The sequence below is a fragment of the Diaphorobacter sp. C33 genome, from assembly GCF_030503915.1.
In the GTDB taxonomy this organism is placed as follows: Bacteria; Pseudomonadota; Gammaproteobacteria; order Burkholderiales; family Burkholderiaceae_C; genus Diaphorobacter; species Diaphorobacter nitroreducens.
The window spans coordinates 1,695,209-1,716,422 of record NZ_CP129980.1 but is presented as its reverse complement, the minus strand read 5'-3'; the positions used below and the strand labels follow the sequence as shown (position 1 = coordinate 1,716,422).

General features: G+C 69.6%; 15 protein-coding genes. 3 read left to right on the top strand and 12 right to left on the bottom strand.

All coding sequences use genetic code 11. The features are described from left to right. Positions 1-49 precede the first annotated feature (49 nt). The 4 genes from QY917_RS08130 to QY917_RS08115 form a co-directional block, all read right to left on the bottom strand. Positions 50-349 carry a DUF2249 domain-containing protein gene (locus tag QY917_RS08130; RefSeq protein ID WP_011806004.1) on the bottom strand — a complete coding sequence of 100 codons (300 nt, stop codon included), beginning with the start codon at positions 347-349 and terminating at the stop codon, positions 50-52. 70 nt (positions 350-419) lie between these two features. Continuing rightward, a complete protein-coding gene (locus QY917_RS08125) occupies positions 420-1,625 on the bottom strand; it encodes an NnrS family protein (RefSeq protein ID WP_123676044.1) in 1,206 nt (401 codons plus the stop codon). Between the two features lie 102 nt (positions 1,626-1,727). Continuing rightward, positions 1,728-2,969, bottom strand: a complete 1,242-nt coding sequence (locus tag QY917_RS08120) for an NAD(P)/FAD-dependent oxidoreductase (RefSeq protein WP_123676087.1) — start codon at positions 2,967-2,969, stop codon at positions 1,728-1,730. A gap of 70 nt (positions 2,970-3,039) precedes the next feature. Beyond that, the gene (locus QY917_RS08115; RefSeq protein WP_123676045.1) at positions 3,040-4,206 is read right to left on the bottom strand and encodes an ABC transporter substrate-binding protein; all 1,167 of its coding nucleotides are present in this window, start codon (positions 4,204-4,206) and stop codon (positions 3,040-3,042) included. Positions 4,207-4,400: 194 nt separating this feature from the next. Between QY917_RS08115 and QY917_RS08110 the strand changes: the two genes are divergently transcribed. Then, positions 4,401-4,901: an acyl-CoA thioesterase gene (locus QY917_RS08110; protein ID WP_011806000.1), complete on the top strand. Its 501-nt coding sequence runs from the start codon at positions 4,401-4,403 to the stop codon at positions 4,899-4,901. A gap of 4 nt (positions 4,902-4,905) precedes the next feature. Here the strand turns inward: QY917_RS08110 and cobA are convergent, their stop codons facing one another. The 8 genes from cobA to QY917_RS08070 form a co-directional block, all read right to left on the bottom strand. After that, positions 4,906-5,715, bottom strand: coding sequence for a uroporphyrinogen-III C-methyltransferase (gene cobA / locus QY917_RS08105; protein WP_123676046.1), 810 nt, complete (start codon positions 5,713-5,715; stop codon positions 4,906-4,908). Beyond that, complete coding sequence (gene ybiB, locus QY917_RS08100; protein WP_123676047.1) at positions 5,712-6,641, bottom strand: DNA-binding protein YbiB; 930 nt, start codon at positions 6,639-6,641, stop codon at positions 5,712-5,714. The genes cobA and ybiB overlap by 4 nt, the downstream gene beginning before the upstream one ends. Before the next feature lie 93 nt (positions 6,642-6,734). Beyond that, positions 6,735-9,593: a nitrate reductase gene (locus QY917_RS08095; RefSeq protein WP_123676048.1), complete on the bottom strand. Its 2,859-nt coding sequence runs from the start codon at positions 9,591-9,593 to the stop codon at positions 6,735-6,737. Positions 9,594-9,963: 370 nt separating this feature from the next. Next, positions 9,964-10,353 carry a nitrite reductase small subunit NirD gene (gene nirD, locus QY917_RS08090; RefSeq protein ID WP_088886406.1) on the bottom strand — a complete coding sequence of 130 codons (390 nt, stop codon included), beginning with the start codon at positions 10,351-10,353 and terminating at the stop codon, positions 9,964-9,966. 76 nt (positions 10,354-10,429) lie between these two features. Beyond that, on the bottom strand, positions 10,430-12,895 hold the full coding sequence (nirB, locus tag QY917_RS08085; protein ID WP_123676049.1) for a nitrite reductase large subunit NirB: 2,466 nt from the start codon (positions 12,893-12,895) through the stop codon (positions 10,430-10,432). A gap of 488 nt (positions 12,896-13,383) precedes the next feature. After that, positions 13,384-14,970 carry an efflux transporter outer membrane subunit gene (locus QY917_RS08080; RefSeq protein ID WP_123676050.1) on the bottom strand — a complete coding sequence of 529 codons (1,587 nt, stop codon included), beginning with the start codon at positions 14,968-14,970 and terminating at the stop codon, positions 13,384-13,386. Then, on the bottom strand, positions 14,967-18,134 hold the full coding sequence (locus tag QY917_RS08075) for an efflux RND transporter permease subunit (protein WP_088886409.1): 3,168 nt from the start codon (positions 18,132-18,134) through the stop codon (positions 14,967-14,969). The genes QY917_RS08080 and QY917_RS08075 overlap by 4 nt, the downstream gene beginning before the upstream one ends. An 18-nt stretch (positions 18,135-18,152) precedes the next feature. Then, a complete protein-coding gene (locus QY917_RS08070) occupies positions 18,153-19,493 on the bottom strand; it encodes an efflux RND transporter periplasmic adaptor subunit (RefSeq protein WP_123676051.1) in 1,341 nt (446 codons plus the stop codon). 376 nt (positions 19,494-19,869) lie between these two features. Here QY917_RS08070 and QY917_RS08065 point away from each other — a divergent pair, with 376 nt between their 5' ends. After that, positions 19,870-20,538, top strand: coding sequence for a DUF937 domain-containing protein (locus tag QY917_RS08065; RefSeq protein ID WP_123676088.1), 669 nt, complete (start codon positions 19,870-19,872; stop codon positions 20,536-20,538). A 179-nt stretch (positions 20,539-20,717) separates the two neighbouring features. After that, complete coding sequence (locus tag QY917_RS08060) at positions 20,718-21,155, top strand: CBS domain-containing protein (protein ID WP_011805990.1); 438 nt, start codon at positions 20,718-20,720, stop codon at positions 21,153-21,155. Positions 21,156-21,214 lie beyond the last annotated feature (59 nt).

Here is a 21,214-nt window from a genome sequence, read left to right as displayed (position 1 = left end):
GGGGCAGGTGATACCTGCCCCTTTTGCTTTGGTTGAGTGGCTTTGCCGATCAGCCGCAGCAGGCACCGCCCGAGCAGCAGGAGTCTTCAGCCTCTGCGGCGGCCTGGGTCTTGGATGCCAGCTTGGTGATTTCGATCTGCCACTGGCGGGGACCTGCCTCCAGGTACGCCCACTGGAACTGGCCGGGTGCGCGGCCTTCCAGTTGCATGCGCAGCGGCACGGGGTCGTGGTCGTTCACGATCTGCAGCGACTCGCCCGCGCCCAGCGCGTCCAGGCGGCCAAAGATTTGCGCATGGCGCTCATAAGGAGCGATGGTGCGTACGTCGATCACGGAAACGGTGTTGCTCATGGTTCAACCTTTCGGGTGTGTGTAGAAAAAAGGGGGGAGGGAGCTTGCAGTTGTGAGGCATGGGCCGGCATCAGCCGTCCTTGCCGTCCAGACGGGTGCGCATCAGCCAGGGTGTGTAGATCACGAGGTAGATCGCGAAGGCGATGGCCCACAGGCAGGCGGCGCCTTCCAGCGCATAGGCGTACCACGCGGGTTGCACGGCGGGCACCAGCACGCGCAGCACGGCGGCCAGCATCACCAGGGCATAGGCCACCACCTCGCCGCGCGAGGGCTGCAGCGGCCGGCCGGTGTGGCCGCGCGCGGTGCGCGTGACCATGCCGATGATCAGCCCGCCGATCACGCCCACGGCAAAGGCATGCACGGCCAGCGACGGTACGACCCAGCCCAGTTGCGCCAGCGCCAGAAGCACGAAACCCAGGGGCAGCCATGCGTACGAAGCGTGCAGGATCCAGAGGATGGGGCGCTTGAACGTGACCTGCGGATGCCACTTCCACAGCCGCACCGCATGCATCACACCCGCCGCGAGGCTGGCCACCAGCACCACCGGCGCGGGCGCTGCGAACACCCACAGCGCCAGCGCCACGGCCGTGACGGCCAGCAGCGACAGCTCGAACTTGCGCGGCATGTTGATGACCAGGCCGGGCGTCACGTTGCGCGTGAACATGGGCACCACGCGGCCGGTGATCACGCTCACCACCATGAGGATCAGCGCCAGCTCGGCATACAGCGCGCTCACGGCCGGCACCGCCACGATGCCCAGCACCGAAAGATGGAACACCAGGTTGGCCGCAGCCATCAGCAGCAACAGGCAGATCAGCGGAATGTTGCGCTTGTTGCCGGCCTTGATCAGCACGCGCAGCAGCACGGCGGCCACGGCCGGCAGCAGCAGCATGTCCAGCGTGGCATAGACGGCGTAGGGCGCCACCAGCGAAGCCAGCCGCGCGGCCAGCCACAGCAGGGCCAGCGCGCCCAGCAGCGGACCACGGGCCGTCTCCAGGCCGGTCCAGGCCTTGACGGCGGTGAGCAGAAAGCCCACCACCACGCCCGCGGCGAAGCCGAACAGCATCTCGTGCGCATGCCACAGCAAAGGTGACATCGGCAACGGCACCTGGATGCGGCCCAGAAAGATCGCTATCCACAGCGGCACCGCCAGACAGGCCAGCAGGGCCGTGCCCAGGTAGAAGGGCCGAAACCCCAGTCGCAGCAATGGCCAGCCGTGCAGCGGAGCGGCGGACTGGGCCGGGCGGGAGGCGGAGACGAGCGGGGGCAGGGACATGGAAGGCCTTTGGCAGGGCGGTTTTCTTAAGATTCATTTTACATGAATATTAAAAATCGGCCAGAAGTTCGCGGGCAGACGGCCACTAGAGACGGAGGGCGTTCAGTGGAGCGGCAGAGCCTGGGCGCAGGCGTGGGCGCTGGCCCAGGCCCATTGGAAGTTGTAGCCGCCCAGCCAGCCGGTGATGTCTACCACCTCGCCGATGAAGTACAGGCCCGGCTGGGCCTTGCATTCCATGGTCTGCTGGGACAGGGCGCGCGTGTCCACGCCGCCCAGCGTCACCTCGGCCTTCTTGTAGCCTTCGGTGCCCGTGGGGGTGAGCTCCCAGCGCGCCAGCCGCTCGGCCAACCGCGCCAGGGCCTTGTCCGCGGCTTCGTTGATGGGGCGCTGCCAGTCCGCGCTCTGGCTGGCCCAGGCGTCGGCCAGACGGCTGGGCACGAGCGCGGCCAGTTCGTTGGCGATCAGCTTGCGCGAGCGCACCTTGGCTTGGGCCAGTGCGGCCGGCAGGTCCACGCCCGGGGCGAGGTTGATGGCCAGCGGCGTGCCCGGCTGCCAATAGCTGGAGATCTGCAGCACGGCCGGGCCCGACAGCCCGCGGTGCGTGAACAGCAGGTCTTCCACGAAGGCCATGCGTTCCTTCTTGGCGCCGGTGCTGATCTCCACCGGCAGTGCCAGCCCGGCAAGCTGCGCGTAGGGCGCCCAGGCCTGGCCGTCGAAGGTCAGCGGCACCAGGCCGGGGCGCTGCGCCACCAGCGGCAGTCCGAACTGCTGCGCCAGCCGGTAGCCGAAGTCCGTGGCACCAATCTTGGGGATGGACAGCCCGCCCGTCGCCACCACCAGGCTGCGCCCCTGCACCGGGCCGCGATCGGTATCGATTTGATAGCTGCCAGCGCTTGTGCCGCCTGCCTCATCGGCCAAAAAGACCACATTCTTGACGCTGCAGGGCTGCCAGCGCTCAACGCGCCCCTGGGCGCATTCGGCCAGCAGCATGGCGATGATGTCCTCGGCCGAGCGGTCGGCAAACAGCTGGCCCTTGTGCTTCTCGTGGTAGGCGATGCCGTGGCGCTCCACCAGCGCGATGAAGTCCGCCGGCGTGTAGCGCGACAGCGCGGAGCGGCAGAACTGCGCGTTCTGCCCCACGAAGTGCTTGTGCGGCGCGCGCACGTCCAGGTCGCGGTTGGTGAAGTTGCAGCGCCCACCGCCCGAGATGCGGACCTTCTCGGCCACTTTGTCGGCATGGTCGACGAGCAGCACCTTGAGCCCGCGCTGGCCCGCCTGGGCGGCGCAGAACAGACCGGCGGCGCCGGCGCCGATGATGACGGCATCAAAGAAGGGTGTGGACACGGGCAGCAACCTGGCGGGCAAAGCCGCCGATTGTCGCGTACGGGCTCCGAGGCCGTGCAGTGCAGGCAGTTCAGTGCATGTAGTTGCCGTCGGGCCCGATCACGGCAATGTCCACATAGCTGGAGCCATTGCGGTTCTGCGCACTGTACTGGTAGGTGTAGCCGCCCAGGTCCACCTTGTGCAGCCCTTCCAGGGTCGCGGCCAGCGATGCGCCCGTCACCGAAGGGCCCGCGGCGCGCAGGCCTTCAATGAGGATGCGCGCGTCCAGGTAGCCCCTGAAGCGGTCATAGTCCACGGGGTGGCCGTGGCGCTTCATGGACGCCTGGAACTCGCGTGCCACGGCGGTGGTCAGCCGCGTGGGCGGCGGCGTGGTGCGCGCCACGGCCAGCCCGCGCGCGTCACTGCCCAGCGCGCGGATGACCTGCGCACCCGCGCCCAGCGACAGCGTGTACACCGGCACGCCGAGGTGCGCCTTGTTGGCGCGCACGTAGGCCACCACGGGCGGGCCCGCGGCAATCATCACCACGGCTTGCGGCCGCAGGGCCGCCAGGGCCTTGGCGGCGGCCTCGGCATCCTGGCCGCTGCTGTGCATGGCATGGGCGCCCACGAAGGTGCCGCCCTCGGCCGTGATGGCCTTCTCGACCAGGGGCAGCGCGAGCTTGCCGAAGTCGTTGTTCTCGTAGGCGACGCCGATGCGCGTGGTCTGAATGGCCACGAGGTTGCGCACGATCTTCACCAGCTCGTCCGCGTAGCTGGCGCTGGTGGTGAACAGGTAGGGGCTGCGCGCGCCGTGCACTGCGGGGCTGCCGGTGTAGACGGCCACCAGCGGCGTGCGTGCCTGCGCCAGGTAGGGCAGCAGCGCCAGCACCTGCGAGGTGCCGGCCTGGCCGAACAGCGCGACCACGCCGCTGTCCTGCACGAGTCTGCGGGCGTTGTCCAGGGCGAGCGCGGCGTCGAACTTGTCGTCCAGGGACACGAGCTGCACCTTGCGCCCTGCGACGCCGCCGGCCTCGTTGAAGTCCGCCAGGGCGGCCTCCTGCCCCTCGTGCACCGGCGTGAGGAACGGCGCCATGGGGCCCGACAGGGCCGAGGAGCGCCCGATGAGGATGGCTGCCTTGGCGTCTGCCGAGCGCTGCTGGGCCAGCGCCGGCCACGCGAGCGCACAGGCACTCGCGCACAGCGACTGCAGCAGCCGCCTGCGCGGCGCACAAGGGTGGACGATGAACGGCGTGGTCATGGGAGCTCCCTGCTTTTTGTATTGGGCTGGCGCTGCACCGCCATGGGCAGCGCAGGGGCCATGCTAGGAACGCCGGCGCACGCGCCCACTGGGGGAAACCAAGAAACCGTGACGCGGGTGTGACACGGGGCGTGGCGGGTGAAGGCACGTGCTCCGGCCCCGCACGGTCGGCGTAAACACGCTCTAATACCGCCATGCACCTTCCCGCGCACCAACTCAGCATGACCGTGCTCATGTCGCCCGACATGGCCAACTTCTCCGGCAACGTCCACGGCGGCGCCATCCTCAAGCTGCTGGACCAGGTGGCCTATGCCTGCGCCAGCCGCTATTCGGGCAGCTACGTGGTCACGCTGAGCGTAGACCAGGTGATGTTCCTGCAGCCCATCCACGTGGGCGAACTGGTGACCTTCCTGGCCAGCGTCAACCACACGGGCACATCGTCCATGGAGATCGGCATCAAGGTGGTGGCCGAGAACATCCGCACCCAGGTGGTGCGGCATGTGAATAGCTGTTTCTTCTCGATGGTGGCAGTGGACGATGCGGGCAAACCCACCCCCGTGCCGCCGCTGGCCCCCACCAGCTACGACGAGCGCCGCCGCTGGGAGGCCGCGCTGCTGCGCAAGGCCCTGCGCAAGGAACAGGCCGAGCGCTTCGCGCAGATCCGCCAGGCGGCGCAGGCCAGCGCCGCCGGCTGAGCCGTCACACCGCCCGGCTGCGCGTGCCTGCTACCGGGGCTGCATCTTCGCCGTGCGCCACGGCCTGGATGCCGCGTACCACGTCGCCGATCACGATCACCGAGGGGCTGGCCAGCCCCTCGCGGGTGATGGTGGACTGCAACTGGCCCAGCGTAGTCACCGCGTGGCGCTGCTGCGGCAGGCTCACATGCTGGATCACCACCGCCGGCGTGTGCGCAGGCAGGCTGGTGAGCAGTTCCTCCTGGATGTGGGCGCAGCCGGTCACGCCCATGTAGATCACCAGGGTCAGGCGTGCATCGCGCGCGGTGGCGGCCAGCTGGCGCCAGTCGGTGCGTTGGTTCCCAGGCTTGTTGTGGCCCGTGATGAAGACCACGCCGTGCGCATGTTCGCGGTGGGTGAGCGGCGCGCCCAGCTGCGTCATGCCCGCCAGGCCGGCGGTGATGCCATTGACCACCTGCACCGGCACGCCCGCCGCGCGCAGGTGCTCCACTTCTTCGCCGCCCCGCCCAAAGATGAACGGATCGCCGCCCTTCAGGCGCACCACGGTCTCGCCCTCCTGCACGGCGGTGAGCATGAGCTTTTCGATGAACGCCTGGGGCGTGCTCTTGCAGCCGCCGCGCTTGCCCACATGCACGACGCGGGCGCCGGGGCGGGCCAGGGCGACGATGGCGTCGCTCACCAGGTCGTCCACCAGCAGCACGGTGGCGGCCTGGATGGCCTTCACCGCCTTGAGGGTGAGCAGCTCGGGGTCGCCGGGGCCGGCGCCCACCAGGGTGCAGCTGCCTGCATGGGCTGGAAGAGAAGGTGTGGTCATGACGAGGCCTGTGCAGTGATTTGACGGCTCAAGTGCAAGATATGTTCCACCTGCTGGCGCAGGGCAGGGGGCACGGGCGCGTCGCCCGCCAGCACGCGCCGGGTATAGGCGGCGGTGGTGGCCACGTCGATCTCGGTCGGCAGACCGGGCACTTCGGCGGCCGTGCCGGGCTGCTGGTCTTGCAGCAGTTGGTGCGTGCCGCCAATGAAGGCGTCGTAGCGCGGCGTGCGGCGCGGGTCGGCCGCCACCTCGCCCTCCAGCCCGCGCGACAGCAACGCGTGCGCGCCCAGCGTGGCAAAGGTGCCGCTCAGGATGTCGAAATATTCGGGGTGGGTGAAGCTGCTCACCACCAGCGCCGGGCCGGCGCAGGGGTTCATCAGCTTGGCCACGCTGTGCCCCGGTGTGCGCAGGCCGATCACCTCGCGCACCGCCAGCAGGCGCGCCAGCCCGGGCAGCAGCACCGCGGTGCCGATGTGCGCCACGCTGCCGGGTGCTATGGATTGAGGAGCTGTTAGCGCAGGTATATCCAGCGCTTCAAGCACATCTGATGCCAGAACGCGGCGCGCCTCGGTGCGCATGCCGTGCAGCAGCACGGGCAGGCCTTCGCGCGCCAGCAGCAGCGCCAGCAGCGGCGTGAGCACGGGCAGCTTGCGCGCGCCGTTGTAGCTGGGCAGCACGATGAGCGGCTGCCCGTTCGCACAGGCCGGTATGGCGGCGATGCGCGCATGCACCGCGTCCAGCAGGCCGCACATTTCCTCGGCGGTCTCGCCCTTGATGCGCATGGCCACGCAGAAGGCGCCGATCTCCAGATCGGTCACCTGGCCGTCGAGCACTTGCCCGAACAGGTCGGCGGCTTGCGCGCGGTCCAGTGCCTTGGCGCCGCGTGCGCCGCGGCCGATTTCCTTGATGTAGTGGCTGATGCCCATGGGGTATTGGCTGGCGGGTGGGACGAGTGGTGTCCATTCTGCGGCATGTCTGATAACCGCCTGTTATATGCGTGCGGCGGATTGCGTGCCGCGTCACGCTGCCTGCACCGCAGTGGTGCCTATGCCCGCGACCGCCGCCTGCACCATGCGCTTGAGCTCGGGTACGCAGGAGCCGCATTGCGTGCCGCAGCGCAGCGCGCCCTGCAACTGCGCCAGGCGCTCGGCCGGGCTGCCCTGGCACTGGCCCAGGCGCTCGGTGATGTCGGTATCGGTCACGTTCAGGCAGACGCACACCCGCTTGCCCCGTGCGGCCACGGCCACGGGCGGCTGTTGGGTGGGCAGCAGCAGCAACCGGCCATAGGTCTGCACGGGCAGTTCTTCCTGCAGCAGCGTGCGCAGCCAGCCGCCAGCGCTGCCATTGCCGGCCAGCAGCAGTGCGTCCAAAGTGGTGCGGCCGTCGGCCTGGCGCTGCAGGCGCGCGGCGCGGTGCTGGGCGCGGCGGCGGTCGGCGTAGCGCAGCGTGCCAGGCCCGTCCAGGTGCAGCAGGTGCTCGATGCGCGCGAGCAGGGCCGGTGGCGGCGCCTCGTGCGCGGCACCGCGCAGCAGAACACCCGTGCGCGGGGGCCCTGCGGCCGGCGCGGCGCCGCTGAAGGGCACACAGTGGGCGAAGGGTAGTTCGGGCATCAGCGCGGCCAGCGCCTCGCGCGCGGCCAGCACTTCATCTTCGGGCAGCCAGGCCATGGCCAACAGCGTCCAGGGCAGCTCGGCCTTGAGCACCTTCACCGCCGCGTGCTTGAGCTCCGGCTGTTTGGAGCCAGGGCAGAAGGCCGGCGTGGTGAGCGCGTTCACGCCCGCCAGTGGTCGGCCCGTGCTGGAGCGCCCGCCCAGGTATTCGCCGCCCCAGTGCATGGCCATGAAGGCCTGCCCGGGTGCCAGTGTGTCGTCGGCCTGCACGGGCGCGATGATGGAGCCGCGCGCGCTGGTCACATGCGCCAGGTCGCCAGCGGCCAGCTGCAGGCGCTGCAGGTCCTGCGGGTGCATCTGCAGCGCGGGCTCGGACGCGTGGCCGAACAGCCGCCCCAGCGTGCCGGTGCGGCTCATGCCGTGCCACTGGTCGCGCAGGCGTCCCGTGGTCAGGCTGAATGGGTAGCGCGCGCTGGGCGGCTCGGCCAGGGGCTGCCAGGCCGTGGGGACGAAGCGCGCACGCCCGTCGGGTGTGGGAAAGACGCCGTCCGCATACAAGCGCGCGCGGCCCGCGCGGGCGCCGCTCGGGTAGGGCCACTGCTGCGGCCCGTCGGCCTCCAGCGCGGCCCAGGTCAGGCCGGTGATGTCCAGGTCGCGCCCGCGCGTGGTCTCGCGGTGCTCGTTCCAAATGGCTTCGGCACAGGCCTGCGCCGTGTCCCCGGCGTAGGGGAACAGCGTGGGCTGGCCGGGGCGCAGGTGCCTCTCCAGCCGCTGCGCCAGCGCGAGCGTGATCTGCCAGTCGTGCCGCGCGCCGCCGGGTGCGGCCACTGCCGCGCGCACGCGGCTGATGCGGCGCTCACTGTTGGTGACGGTGCCGGTCTTCTCGCCCCAGGTGGTGGCAGGCAGCAGCAGGTCGGCGTACTGCGCGGTGGCGGTGGTGGCGAAGGCCTCCTGCACCACCACAAACTCGGCGCGCTGCAGGGCGCGGCGCACGGTGGTCTGGTCGGGCAGGCTCTGCGCGGGGTTGGTGCAGGCGATCCACAGCGCCTTGATCGCGCCGTCGGCCGCGGCCTGGAACATCTCCACCGCCGTCTTGCCGGGTCGCGCAGGCACCGACTCCACGCCCCACAGCCGGGCCACTTCGGTGCGGTGGTCGGGGTTGGCCATGTCGCGGTGCGCGGGCAGCAGGTTGGCCAGGCCCCCCACCTCGCGTCCGCCCATGGCGTTGGGCTGGCCCGTCAGGCTGAAGGGGCCTGCGCCCGGTTGGCCGATCTGCCCGCAGGCCAGGTGCAGGTGGATCAGCGCGGCGTTCTTGGCCGTGCCGCTGGTGCTCTGGTTCAGGCCCTGGCAGTACAGGCTCAGCGTGGGCCGGCGTGGCCCACCCTCCGCCATGCCCTCCACGCCAGCGAACCAGCGCGCTGCGGTGGCAATGTCCTGCGGCGGCAGGCCGCAGACGGCGGCAGCGCGCTCGGGCGTGCAGTCCTGCACTACGGCCTGCAGATCGGCGAAGCCGCTGGTGTGGCGCGCGATGTAGCCCTGGTCCACCCAGCCCTCGCGCAGCATCACGTGCAGCATGGCGTTGAACAGCATCACGTCGCTGCCCGGCAGCAGGGGCAGGAACAGATCGGCCATGGCCGCGGTGTCGGTGCGGCGCGGATCGGCCACGATGATCTTCATGGCCGGGTTGGCGGCGCGCGCGTCCTCGATGCGGCGAAACACGATGGGGTGCGCCCAGGCCGTGTTGCTGCCAGCGATGAACAGGCATTGCGCGTGGGCCAGGTCGTCGTAGCAGGCGGGCGGCGCGTCGGCGCCCAGCGTGGCCTTGTAGCCGGCCACGGCGCTGCTCATGCACAGGCGCGAGTTGGTGTCGATGTTGTTGGTGCCGATCAGGCCCTTGGCCAGCTTGTTGAAGACGTAGTAGTCCTCGGTGAGCAACTGGCCACTCAGGTAGAAGCCCACCGCGTCGGGGCCGTAGCGGTCGATGGTGGCGGCGAAGCGCTGCGCCGCGGTGTCGAGAGCCGCGTCCCAGTCGATGGGGTGCGCTGCCTGGCCGCGCTGCGGGCGCAGCTGGGGTTGCAGCAGCCGGGTCTGCAGTGTGACGGGCCGGCTGGCGGTGAGGTGCAGGGTGCTGCCCTTGGTGCACAGGCGGCCGAAGTTGGCGGGGTGGTGGGGGTCGCCGCGCACGCCGGTGATGGTGTCGCCGTCGGACTGGATGATCACGCCGCAGCCTACGCCGCAGTAGGGGCAGGTGGAACGGGTTTCTTGCATGGCGTGTTCTCTTGGTATTTTTGGGCTTTAGGGCTTGTGGTGTGGGCGCGAGTAGCTATTCTTTTTGGATGTGGCTGGCCGGGACTCGCCCCGGCGGGCGAGGTACTTTTCTTTGCTTCGCCAAAGCAAAGTACCCAAAAGAAAGGCGACCCTAGAGGCTGCGTCCCTTCGCTTCGCTACGGGCAACCTGCGGTGCTCGCGTCCAGCGGGGTCTCGCTCAAACTCGCTTCGCTCAAACAATCGCGAGCCCTGATCCGCTGGCCGCTGCGCTCCTCGGCGCATCCTGAAGGGAACCCGGAAACCGGACAGCCCATTCGGGCCATCGCTGCGCTCGGCCTGGCCTTGCGCGGCGCGTTGCGCCTGCGCGGGGTCATGGTGGGTTTGCCTTGCAGCGCAGCGCGGGGCCGGCCACCGGGCGTTGCAGGTCCAGGGCGTGGTGGGCCAGCTCCTGGGCGTCCAGGTAGACGGTGCCCGCTTCCACCTTGACCTGAAAGCGCGGCGTGCAGCCTTCGTCGGGGGCGGCGGCCTGGCCGTCGCACAGGCCGATGGTCCAGTTGTGCAGCGGGCAGGCCACGCTGTTGCCGAAGACGATGCCCTGGCTCAAGGGGCCGCCCTTGTGGGGGCAGCGGTCGAGCAGGGCGAACACGCCGCCGGCGTCGTTGCGGAAGACGGCCACGTCCATGCCGTGCGGGCGGGCCACGCGGCGCGCGCCGAGCACGGGGATGTCGTCCAGGGAGCAGATCGGGGTCCAGGTGGTCATAGCTATTCCTTTAGGAGCTGTTGGCGCTTGCTGGCAGGGCGTGACAGGCACTTTTGGCTGAAACTCATGCCAACGTTCATGCGGGGATCGGCGTGATCGGGATGAACTGGCGCCGGTCCACCGCCGCCGGCTCGAACTCAAACCACGGGTCGGGCTCGCCCGCCAGCGCGTCCTGCAGCTCGCGCCACAGCGCCTGGCGGCCGGGGGCATCTTGGAGTACGCGGCGCTTGACGTAGTCCAGTCCCACGCGGGCGACGAAATGCACCGTGCGCTCCAGGTACCAGCCCTCCAGGCGGTACAGCTGCATGAAGGCGCCCGTGTACTCCAGCACCTCCTCGGCGGTCTTGAGCTTGGTGAAGAACTGCGCCACCTCGGTCTTGATGCCGCCGTTGCCGGCCACGTACATCTCCCAGCCCGAGTCCACGCCGATGATCCCCACGTCCTTGATGCCGCTCTCGGCGCAGTTGCGCGGGCAGCCGCTGACGGCGAACTTGACCTTGTGCGGCGCGTACATGCCCACGAAGGCGTGCTCCAGGTCCTTGCCGAGCTGCGTGCTGTCCTGCGTGCCCATGCGGCACCACTCGCTGCCCACGCAGGTCTTCACGGTGCGCAGCGCCTTGGCGTAGGCGTGGCCGCAGGGCATGCCGATGTCGCGCCAGACGTTGACCAGGTCTTCCTTCTTCACGCCCAGCAGGTCGATGCGCTGGCCGCCCGTGACCTTCACCGTGGGGATCTGGTACTTGTCCACCACGTCGGCGATGCGGCGCAGTTCGGCGGCACTGGTCTCGCCGCCCCACATGCGCGGCACCACGCTGTAGGTGCCATCTTTCTGGATGTTGGCGTGGCTGCGCTCGTTGATGAAGCGGCTTTGCGGATCGTCCTGCGCCTCCTTGGGCCAAGTGCTGATGAGGTAGTAGTTCACGGCCGGGCGGCAGGTGGCGCAGCCGTTGGGCGTCTTCCACTCCAGGAAGCGAAACACGCCGTCTACGGTCAGCAGCCGGTGTGTGCGGATGGCTTCGCGCACGGCCTGGTGGCCGTGGTCGGTGCAGGCGCACACGGGCTTGGTCTTGGGCGTGGCGGAATAGTCGCCGCCCGCAGTGGCCATGAGGATCTGCTCCACCAGCCCGGTGCACGAGCCGCAGCTGGCGCTGGCCTTGGTGTGCTTGCGCACCTCGTCCAGCGTGAACAGGCCCTTGTCCTTGATGGCCTTGCAGATCTGGCCCTTGGTCACGCCGTTGCAGCCGCAGACCTCGTCGCTGTCGGCCATGGCGGCGGCCTTGTTTTGGCCCTGATGGCCCGCGTCGCCCAGGTGCGATTCGCCGAACATGAGCCGGTCGCGGATGTCGGCCACGCTGCGGCCGTCACGCAGCAGCTTGAAGTACCAGCTGCCGTCCACCGTGTCGCCATAGAGGCAGGCGCCCACGAGCCGGTCGTCCTTGAGCACCAGCTTCTTGTACACGCCGCCGCCCTCGGCATGCGGGTCGCTGAGCACGATTTCCTCCGTGCCCTCGCCGCCCTGGAAGTCGCCGGCGGAAAACAGGTCGATGCCCGTGACCTTGAGCTTGGTGGAGGTGAGCGAGCCCTGGTAGCGCCCGATACCCCATTCCGCCAGGTGGTTGGCCAGCACCTTGCCCTGCTCGAACAGCGGCGCCACCAGCCCGTAGGCGATGCCACGGTGCGCCGCGCATTCGCCCACGGCGTAGATGCGCGGGTCGGTCACGGTCTGCAGCGTGTCGCTGACGACGATGCCGCGGTTGACGTGCAGGTGCATCTGCTCGGCCAGGGCCGTGTTGGGGCGGATGCCCACGGCCATCACCACAAGCTGGGCGGACACCTCGCTGCCGTCCTTGAAGCGCACCGCGGCCACGCGGCCGTCGCCGCCGGCCACCAGTTCCTGCGTCTGCGCCTGCATGAGGAACTGCATGCCGCGCTCGGCCAGCGACTGCTGCAGCAGCTTGCCCGCCACGTCGTCAAGCTGGCGCTCCATGAGCCACTCGCCCGCATGCACCACGGTGACCTGCATGCCGCGCTTCATGAGGCCGTTGGCCGCCTCCAGGCCCAGCAGGCCGCCGCCGATCACTACGGCGTGCTTGTAGCTGGCGGCAGCGTCGATCATGGCCTGCGTGTCCGCGATGTCGCGGTAAGCCAGCACGCCGGGCAGCTCACGGCCCGGAATGGGCAGCATGAATGGGTTGGAGCCCGTGGCGAGGATCAGCCGGTCGTAGGGCGCCTCGACGGTGCGGCCGTCCTGCGCCACGCCATGCACGGTGCGCCGCGTGCGGTCCACATGGGTCACGGTGCACCCTGCGTGCAGCGTGATGTGGTGGTCCGCATACCAGGACCAGTCGTTGAGGACGATCTCCTCCAGCGTCTGCTCGCCCGCCAGCACGGGCGACAGCAGGATGCGGTTGTAGTTGGGGTGCGGCTCGGCGCCGAACACCGTGATGTCGTAGAGGTCGGGCGCGATCTTGAGCAGCTCTTCCAGCGCGCGCACGCCTGCCATGCCATTGCCCACCATCACCAGCCTGGATTGCTTCACCATCGTCTCCCCGGCGGGAATGCCCCGCGCAGCCACATCAACAAAAAAGGCGTCCGCACGCCGCACCGGGCAGGGGCCTGGTTGCGGGTGGGGACGCCTTCGTCCCGCGAGCCCTGCCTCCGCCGTTGGAGAGGGCACGCGCTGCGGCCTACCGTGGCCGCGCTGGCTTCAATGCAATGGGCGTGCCAGGGTGCGGCGGGGTGAGAGGTGCGCGCTCATGGGATGGGCTGAATAGTCCGCTAGCGCTTGATGGGTAAGCGCGAGAAGCTATGGTTTTAGTAGCAATCGCGCACGTGGCCGGGCGTGGCGGGCTGCGCACCGCCGTGGTGCAAGTGGCGGCGCGATGGTGCGGGCGCTGGCGTCCTGATTGCGCCCGGACCTCGTAGGGGATGTTGTGCCGGTGACACGGCCCCTGCGTGCGCGCCCGATGCACCGCAATTGAACAAAAACAGCGTCCAGCGCTTGCCCCTCAAGCGCTGCCAGCGATGGAATCAGGAGCCGCCTGCCGGCGGTGGTGTTGGGTCCGTCCAGGCGCCGCCCAGCACCTTGTAGAGCGTCACGCGGTTGACCTGCTCGGCCAATTGCAGCGTGATCTGCGCCTGCTGTGCGGCATACAGCGTGCGCTGCGCGTCCAGCACGGCGAGGTAGTTGTCCGCACCGAGGCGAAAGCGTGCATCCGACAGCTGCAGCGTGCGCTGCGTGGCCTGCACCAGCGAGCCCTGCGCCTGCAGGCGCTCAGTGAGCGTGGCGCGCTCGGCCAGCGCGTCGGACACCTCGCGGAAGGCGGTCTGGATGGCCTTCTCGTACTGGGCCACGGCGGTGTCGCGCGTCACCTCGGCCACGCGCAGGTTGGCCTGGTTGCGGCCGGCGTCGAAGATCGGCAGGCGGATCTGCGGTGCGAACGCCCAGGTGCCGTTGCCGCCCTCGAACAGGCCCGACAGCGCATTGCTGGCCGTGCCCACCGAGGCCGTGAGCGTGATCGACGGAAAGAACGCCGCGCGGGCCGCGCCGATATTGGCCGTGGCGCCCTGCAGTGCATGCTCGGCCGCGCGCACGTCGGGGCGGCGCAGCAGCACGCTGGACGGAACGTCTGCAGGCACGGCCAGCAGCGCCGTTGCGGGCGCCGCGGGATCGGCCAGCGCGGGGACGGGGGACCGGGGGGCCGGAACGTCCGCAGTACCGGTGCCGGGAGAGGGCTGGGTTGCAGCCGTGGCCGGGCCCGCCATGGCCGTGACCGACATGGCCGTTTCCACGGTGGCCACGCTGGCGGGCAACAACGCTGGGGGCACGGGCGATCCCACCAGCAGGGCCAAGGCGTTGCGGCTGCGCGCCAGCTGCGAGACGAAGGCGGCCGCATCCACGCGTGCGGTGTCGGCCGCCGACTGGGCCTGCGCCAGCACCAGGCCCGAGCTGGCGCCCAGTTCATGGCTGCGCTGCGTGAGCTCCAGGGCCTGCTGGCGCGTGCGCAGGGTCTCGCGCGCCAGTTGCAGGCGGCGCGCGTCGGCGTCCAGCGTGAGCCAGGCGCCGATCACCTCGGCCACCAGGCTGAGCTGCACGCTGCGGCGGTTCTCCGCCACGCGCAGGAACTCCTGCAGCGCGGCATCGTTCAGGTTGCGCACGCGGCCGAAGAAGTCGATCTCGTAGCTGCTGAAGCCCAGTGTGGCGCTGTACTGGCTGGTGGTGTTGGAGCGGCCCGCGGCGGTCAGGTCGTCGGCGGTGCGGCTGCGGTTGCCCGCGCCGGCCGCGTTCACCGTGGGAAAGCGGTCGGCCTGCACCACGCCGTACTGCGCGCGGGCCTTGTCGATGGCCAGTACCGCCACGCGCAGGTCGCGGTTGTTCGCCAGGGCCTGTTCCACCACCGTGCGCAGGCGGGTGTCCTGCACGAAGTCTTGCCAGGCCATGGGGCCGCCGTCCGGCAGCGCCACGGCGCCGGCGGTCGGTGGCTGGGGCAGGGGCGATGCCACCGTGTCCGGCACGGGCAGCGGCGGCGCTTCGTAGCGTGGCGCCAAGTTGCAGCCGGCCAGCAGGGCGCAGGCCAGGGCGGCGGTCACAGGCGTGAAGGGATGGGGGCGCGTCATGCGGCACTCTCCGGATGGATGGGGGCAGGCTGGGCCGCGTCTTCCTGGCGCGAGCGGCTCTTGAACCAACTGCGGATCAGCAGGAAAAACACCGGCACCATGAAGATGCCCAGCACCGTGGAGGCCACGGTGCCGCCCAGCACGGCCGTGCCGATGGCATTGCGCCCGCCTGCGCCGGCGCCCGTGCCCAGGGCCAGCGGCACCACGCCGAAGCCGAAGGCCAGCGAAGTCATGAGGATGGGGCGCAGGCGCATGCGCACGGCTTCCAGCGTGGCATCCAGCAGCTTGCGGCCCTGTTCCTGCAACTGCACGGCAAACTCGACGATCAGGATGGCGTTCTTGGAGGCCAGGCCCACCGTGGTGATCAGGCCGACCTGGAAGTACACGTCGTTGGCCAGGCCCCGCGTCCAGGTCGCCAGCAGCGCGCCCAGCACGCCCAGCGGCACGGCCAGCATCACCGACAGGGGCACGGTCCAGCTCTCGTACAGCGCGGCCAGGCACAGGAACACGAACAGGATCGAGATGGCGTACAGCAGCGGCGCCTGCGCGCCCGACTGGCGCTCCTGCAGCGAGGCGCCCGTCCATTCGTACGCAATGCCGGGCGGCAGGCCCTTCAGGATGTCCTCCACAATCTTCATGGCCACGCCCGAGCTGACGCCCGGCGCGGCGCTGCCCACCATCTCATAGGCGGGCGCGCCGTTGTAGCGCATGAGCTGCGGCGAGCCATAAGCCCAGTGGGCCTTGGAGAAGGCGCCGAACGGCACCATCTCGCCGTTCTTGTTGCGCACGGTCCACTTGCCGATGTCCTGCGGCAGCATGCGGTGCGGCGCGTCGCCCTGGATGTAGACGCGCTTGACGCGGCCGTTGTTCAGAAAGTCGTTCACGTAGGTGCCGCCCATGCCGCTGGAGAGCACGCTGTTGATGGCGTCGTAGCTCAGGCCCAGCGCGGCGGCCTTGCGGTCGTCGATGTCCAGGCGCAGCTCGGTGGCGTCGTCCAGGTTGGTGGTGCGCAGGTTGGTCAGCTCGGGGTGCTTGCGCGCCTCGGCCAGGAACCGGTCCTTGGCGGCCAGCAGCGCCTCGTGCCCCAGGCCGTTGATGTCCTTGAGCATGAAGTTGAAGCCCGCGTTGGAGCCCAGGCCGCGCACGGCCGGCGGCTGCGACACGAAGATGCGCGCGTCGCGGATCTTGGCCAGCTCCTGGGTGGCGCGGTGGGCGATGGCCGCCGCGGACTGGCTGGCCAGCGGCCGCTGGTCCCAGGGCTTGAGGCGGATGAATGCGCGCGCCGAGCTCTGGTCGCCGTTCAGGCCCGAGACCTGGTTGAAGCTGATGACCTCGGGCACGTCCTTGAAGTACAGATTCACCTGGTCCAGCACGTCCTGCAGCCGCGCGTCGGTGGCTCCAGCGGGCAGGTTGACGTTGGCCAGGATGTAGCCCTGGTCTTCATCGGGCAGGAAGGCCGTCGGCACGCGGCCGATGATCCACCACACGGCCAGGCAGATGGCGGCAAAGATCAGCAGCATGCGCTTGGCGCGGTGCAGCATCCAGCCCACGCCGCGCTGGTAGCGCAGCGTGTTGGTCTCGAAGTGGCGGTTGAACCAGAGGAAGAAGCGGTCGTTCAGCCCCAGCAGGCCGCGGCGCACCTGCGGGTCCTTGCCCAGGTGGGCGGACGGCTTGAGGATGCTGGCGCACAGCGCCGGCGTGAGCGTGAGCGCCACCAGCACCGACAGCGCCATCGCCGCCACGATGGTGATGGAGAACTGCCGGTAGATCACCCCCGTGGAGCCGCCGAAGAACGCCATGGGCACGAACACCGCCGACAGCGTGAGGCCGATGCCCACCAGCGCGGGCGTGATCTCGCGCATCGAGTGGCGCGTGGCCTCTTTGGGCGAGAGACCCGACTCGTGCATCACGCGCTCGACGTTCTCCACCACCACGATGGCGTCGTCCACCAGCAGGCCGATGGCCAGCACCAGCGCGAACATGGTCAGCGTGTTGATCGAGTAACCCGCCGCGGCCAGCACGCCGAAGGTGCCCAGCAGCACCACTGGCACGGCAATCGCAGGGATCAGCGTGGCGCGGAAGTTCTGCAGGAAGATGAACATCACGATCACCACCAGCACCATGGCCTCGCCCAGCGCGGTGGCCACTTCGCGGATCGAGGCGCGCACGAAGGGCGTGGAGTCGGAGCTGACGAAGTAGTCGATCTGGTTGGGGAAGTAGGGCTTGAGCTCCGCCAGCTTGGCGGCCACGGCGTCCGACACTGCCATGGCGTTGGCGCCGTCGGCCAGCACGATGCCCATGCCCGCACCCGGGCGGCCGTTCAGCTTGGCCTTGACCGACAGGTTGTCGGGGCCCAGTTCCACGCGCGCGACGTCCTTCACCGTGACCACCGAACCGTCGGTGGCGGTCTTGAGCACGATGTCCTCGAACTCCTGCACCGTCTGCAGCTTGGTGCGCGCGGTGATGGTGGCGTTGAGCTGCTGGTCGGGCACGGCGGGCAGCGCGCCGAGCTGGCCGGCCGAGACCTGTGCGTTCTGCGCGTTCAGCGCGCTGATCAGGTCCGACGGCATGAGCTGGAATTTCTCCATCTTGGCCGGGTCCATCCACAGGCGCATGGCGTAGAAGGTGCCGAACACGCGGATGTCGCCCACACCGTCCAGGCGGCCGATCACGTCCACGAGGTTGGAGTTCAGGTAGTCCCCGATGTCCACCGCGCTCATGTTCGGGTCGCCCGAGAAGAAGCTGTAGGTGACCAGGTAGTCCTGGCCGCCCTTGTTGACAAACACGCCCCGGCTCTTCACGGCATCGGGCAGGCGGTTCATGGCCGACTGCAGCTTGTTCTGCACCTGCACCTGGGCCACGTCGATGTTGGTGCCCGGCGCAAACGTGAGGGTGGTGGCCGAGCGGCCCGACGCATCCGACGTCGAGCCCATGTAGATCATGTTGTCGATGCCCTTGAGCTGCTGCTCGATGATCTGCGTGACCGAGTTTTCCACGGTCTCGGCCGAGGCGCCCGTGTACTGCGCGGAGATGGTCACGCGCGGCGGCGCGATGTCGGGGTACTGCTCCAGCGGCAGCGTGAAGATCGCCAGGCCGCCCGCCAGCATGATGATGATGGACAGCACCCACGCGAAGATGGGGCGGTTGATGAAGAACTGGGCCATGTGCGCCTGACCTCGTGCTCAGCGGGATGCGCCGGGGCGGGCGGTGATGTCCACGCTCTGGCCCGCCGCGGGGGGGGCGCTGGCGGCGGGTGCTGGCGCCGCGGCGGCCGGGCCCTTCTTGGTGTTCAGGTCCACCACCTGGGGCGCCACCTTGTCGCCGGGCTTGATGCGTTGAAAGCCATCCACCACCAGGCGCTCGCCGGGTTGCAGGCCGCTGTCCACCAGCCAGCGGTTGCCCAAGGCGCGTGCCAGTTCCACGGGGCGCTTCTCGACCACGTTGTCGGCGTTGACCACCAGCACGCTGGCGCGGCCCGTCAGGTCGCGGTTCACGGACTGCTGCGGGATCAGCAGCGCGTCGCTGGCCAGGCCCGTGGGCAGCAGCGCCTGCACGTACATGCCGGGCATGAGCACGCCGTCGGGGTTGGGCACCACGGCGCGCAGCGTCACCGTGCCCGTGGTGTCGTTGACGATCACGCCCGCGAACTGCAGCCGGCCCTCGTGCGGGTAGTCGCTGCCGTCGTCCAGCCGGATGCGCACGCGCATCTGGTTGCCGTCCACCTTCTGGTAGCGGCCGGCCTCCCAGTCGCGCTTGAGCTGCACCAGCTCGGTGCTGGACTGGGTGAAGTCCACGTACATCGGGTCCATCTGCACGATGGTGGTGAGCGCATTGGCCTGGTTGGCCGTCACCAGCGCGCCAGGGGTGACGCTGGACAGGCTGATGCGTCCGGCGATGGGCGCCTCGATGCGGCTGTAGCGCAGGTTGATGCGCGCCGTCTCCAGGTTGGCGCGGGCCACGCCCACGTCGGCGCGGGCTTGCGCGGCCGCGGCCTGGCTCTCGTCATAGGCCTGGCGGCTGATGGCGTCGATCTTGACCAGTTCGGCATTGCGGTGCGCATTGGCCTCCTGCGTGCGCGCCGTGGCCTCGGCGCGGGCCAGGGTGGCCTCGGCGCTGGCCTCGGTGGCGCGCAGCGGGCGGTCGTCGATCTGGTACAGCGGCTGGCCCTTGCGCACCAGCGCACCCTCGGTGAACAGGCGTTGCTGCACGATGCCCGAGACCTGGGGGCGCACTTCGGCGGTCAGGTAGGCACGGGTGCGGCCGGGCAGCGTGGCGTCCAGTTGCTGCGCGCGCGTTTGCAGGGTGACCACGCCCACGGCGGCGGGGCCCTGTGGCTCGGTGGCTGGCGCGTCCTTGCCGCCACAGGCCGCCAGGCCCAGCGCCAGGGCCAGGCCAGCCAGCCGCTGCGCGAGCGCGCCGTGACGGGCCGCAGTGGTGCAAGAGGGAGAAAAAGCGGGTGAAGCGGAAAGACGGGGGGCGCGGGCGGGGCGCTCAATGGGCGCGGGTGTCGTCGCGTGGATCATGGGGCGAAGGCGCAAGGTCTGGAAAGGGTGACGCAGAGCAGGAAAGCGGGGCCTGGAAGGGCGTCGCAGGGCGCTCCGCTCTACAGGCAAGCGTTGCACTTTCGCACATTGACGGCAAGGCTGCCGTGGTAGCAGCGATTCTTCATGCTTCTTTACAAGGCATTGTCAAAGGGCGTCGCGCGCCGCAGAGCCCCCACCGGCAGGATGTGGGGGTCAGCTGCTGGCGCTTTAAATCGGCGCTTGGGGCTTGGGTGTTCAGCACCTAAAGCTATGTAAATGATAGCGACCGACATGCAGCGAAGCCGTGCAGCGCCTACCATGTACGCCTGACGCGGCTGCCGTGGCCGCGCACCACCGCCTGAAGGAGTTGCCTGCCATGAACACTTCCACTTCCGCATCGACCCCGCTGCTGACCCAGCAGCTTTTGCAGCACCTGCAGGGGGCGCCGCTGCAGCAGATGGCCCAGCGCCTGGGCACCGACACCGCCCAGACGCAAAGCGCCGTGGAGATGGCCCTGCCGCTGCTGCTGGGTGCCCTGGGGCGCAACGCCGAGGGGCCGCAGGGTGCGCAGTCGCTGCTGGGGGCGCTGCAGCGCGACCACATGGACGCCGCGGCCCCTGCGGCGCAGGGCATCGGCGGCCTGGACCTGGGCGGGCTGCTGGGGTCGGTGCTGGGCGGCGGCATGGCCGGCGGCGCCGGGCAGGGCGGCGACGCGGGCGCCATCCTGGGCCATATCTTCGGCGGCGGCCGCGAGAGGGCCGAAGCCGGCCTGGGCCAGGCCAGCGGACTGGGGGCGAACGCCGGCCAACTGCTGCAGATGCTGGCGCCCATCGTCATGGCGTTCCTGGCGCAGCGGGTGCGCAGCGACGGGCTGGATGCCGGTGGCCTGGGGCAGGTGCTGGGCCAGGAGCGCGCCCAGGTGCAGCGCACGGGCGCGCCCGGCGGCGATCTGCTGGGCAGCCTGCTGGACCAGGACGGCGACGGCCAGGTGGGCCTGGGCGACCTGTTCAAGATCGGTAGCAGCCTGCTGGGTGGGCGGCGCTGAGCGCAGCGGCTCAGGCCGCATTGGCAGCTTCCAAAAGCATAGCTGCACTCGCCCGGCCCGTGGGCGCTGCGACCACCTGGTTGCAACAAATTTTGAACCCGGTTGCGCGCCCGCCCTGGTTCGGCGGACACTGTGGGCGCGTGTTCGGTTTCGTTCCATCCACAGCCAGGGAGGCAGCCATGACGACTGTTGCAGAAATCCTCAGAACCAAAGCCGATGGGCAGGTCCATGCCGTCGAACCTTCGGACACCGTGCTCACCGCGTTGCGGCGCATGGCCGACAAGGGCATCGGCGCGCTGCTGGTGATGGAAGGCGATCAGATCGCGGGCATCTTCACCGAGCGCGACTACGCCCGCAAGATGGTGCTGTTGGGCCGCTCGTCGGGCGACACCCCGGTGAGCGAGGTGATGACGCGCGCGGTGCGCTTCGTGCGGCCCGCGCAGAGCGCCGAGCAGTGCATGGCGCTGATGACGGAAAACCGGCTGCGGCACCTTCCTGTGGTGGAGGGCGGGCGCGTGGTGGGGCTGGTGTCCATCGGCGACCTGGTCAAGAGCGTGATCTCGGAGCAGCAGTTCATCATCGAGCAGATGGAGCTTTACATCACGGGGGTGCGGTGACGGTGTTCCGGGCGGGCCTGTGCTGAGCGGGGCGCGGGCTCTGTGAAGCCTTGCGGTGT

Excerpts from the sequence above, each read along its gene's own strand:
- QY917_RS08070 (WP_123676051.1), bottom strand. The coding sequence starts at position 19,493 with ATGATCCACGCGACGACACCCGCGCCCATTGAGCGCCCCGCCCGCGCC.
- nirB (WP_123676049.1), bottom strand. The coding sequence starts at position 12,895 with ATGGTGAAGCAATCCAGGCTGGTGATGGTGGGCAATGGCATGGCAGGC.
- QY917_RS08110 (WP_011806000.1), top strand. The coding sequence starts at position 4,401 with ATGCACCTTCCCGCGCACCAACTCAGCATGACCGTGCTCATGTCGCCC.
- QY917_RS08075 (WP_088886409.1), bottom strand. The coding sequence starts at position 18,134 with ATGGCCCAGTTCTTCATCAACCGCCCCATCTTCGCGTGGGTGCTGTCC.
- QY917_RS08065 (WP_123676088.1), top strand. The coding sequence starts at position 19,870 with ATGAACACTTCCACTTCCGCATCGACCCCGCTGCTGACCCAGCAGCTT.
- QY917_RS08060 (WP_011805990.1), top strand. The coding sequence starts at position 20,718 with ATGACGACTGTTGCAGAAATCCTCAGAACCAAAGCCGATGGGCAGGTC.
- QY917_RS08095 (WP_123676048.1), bottom strand. The coding sequence starts at position 9,593 with ATGCAAGAAACCCGTTCCACCTGCCCCTACTGCGGCGTAGGCTGCGGC.
- ybiB (WP_123676047.1), bottom strand. The coding sequence starts at position 6,641 with ATGGGCATCAGCCACTACATCAAGGAAATCGGCCGCGGCGCACGCGGC.
- QY917_RS08115 (WP_123676045.1), bottom strand. The coding sequence starts at position 4,206 with ATGACCACGCCGTTCATCGTCCACCCTTGTGCGCCGCGCAGGCGGCTG.
- cobA (WP_123676046.1), bottom strand. The coding sequence starts at position 5,715 with ATGACCACACCTTCTCTTCCAGCCCATGCAGGCAGCTGCACCCTGGTG.
- QY917_RS08125 (WP_123676044.1), bottom strand. The coding sequence starts at position 1,625 with ATGTCCCTGCCCCCGCTCGTCTCCGCCTCCCGCCCGGCCCAGTCCGCC.
- nirD (WP_088886406.1), bottom strand. The coding sequence starts at position 10,353 with ATGACCACCTGGACCCCGATCTGCTCCCTGGACGACATCCCCGTGCTC.
- QY917_RS08130 (WP_011806004.1), bottom strand. The coding sequence starts at position 349 with ATGAGCAACACCGTTTCCGTGATCGACGTACGCACCATCGCTCCTTAT.
- QY917_RS08080 (WP_123676050.1), bottom strand. The coding sequence starts at position 14,970 with ATGACGCGCCCCCATCCCTTCACGCCTGTGACCGCCGCCCTGGCCTGC.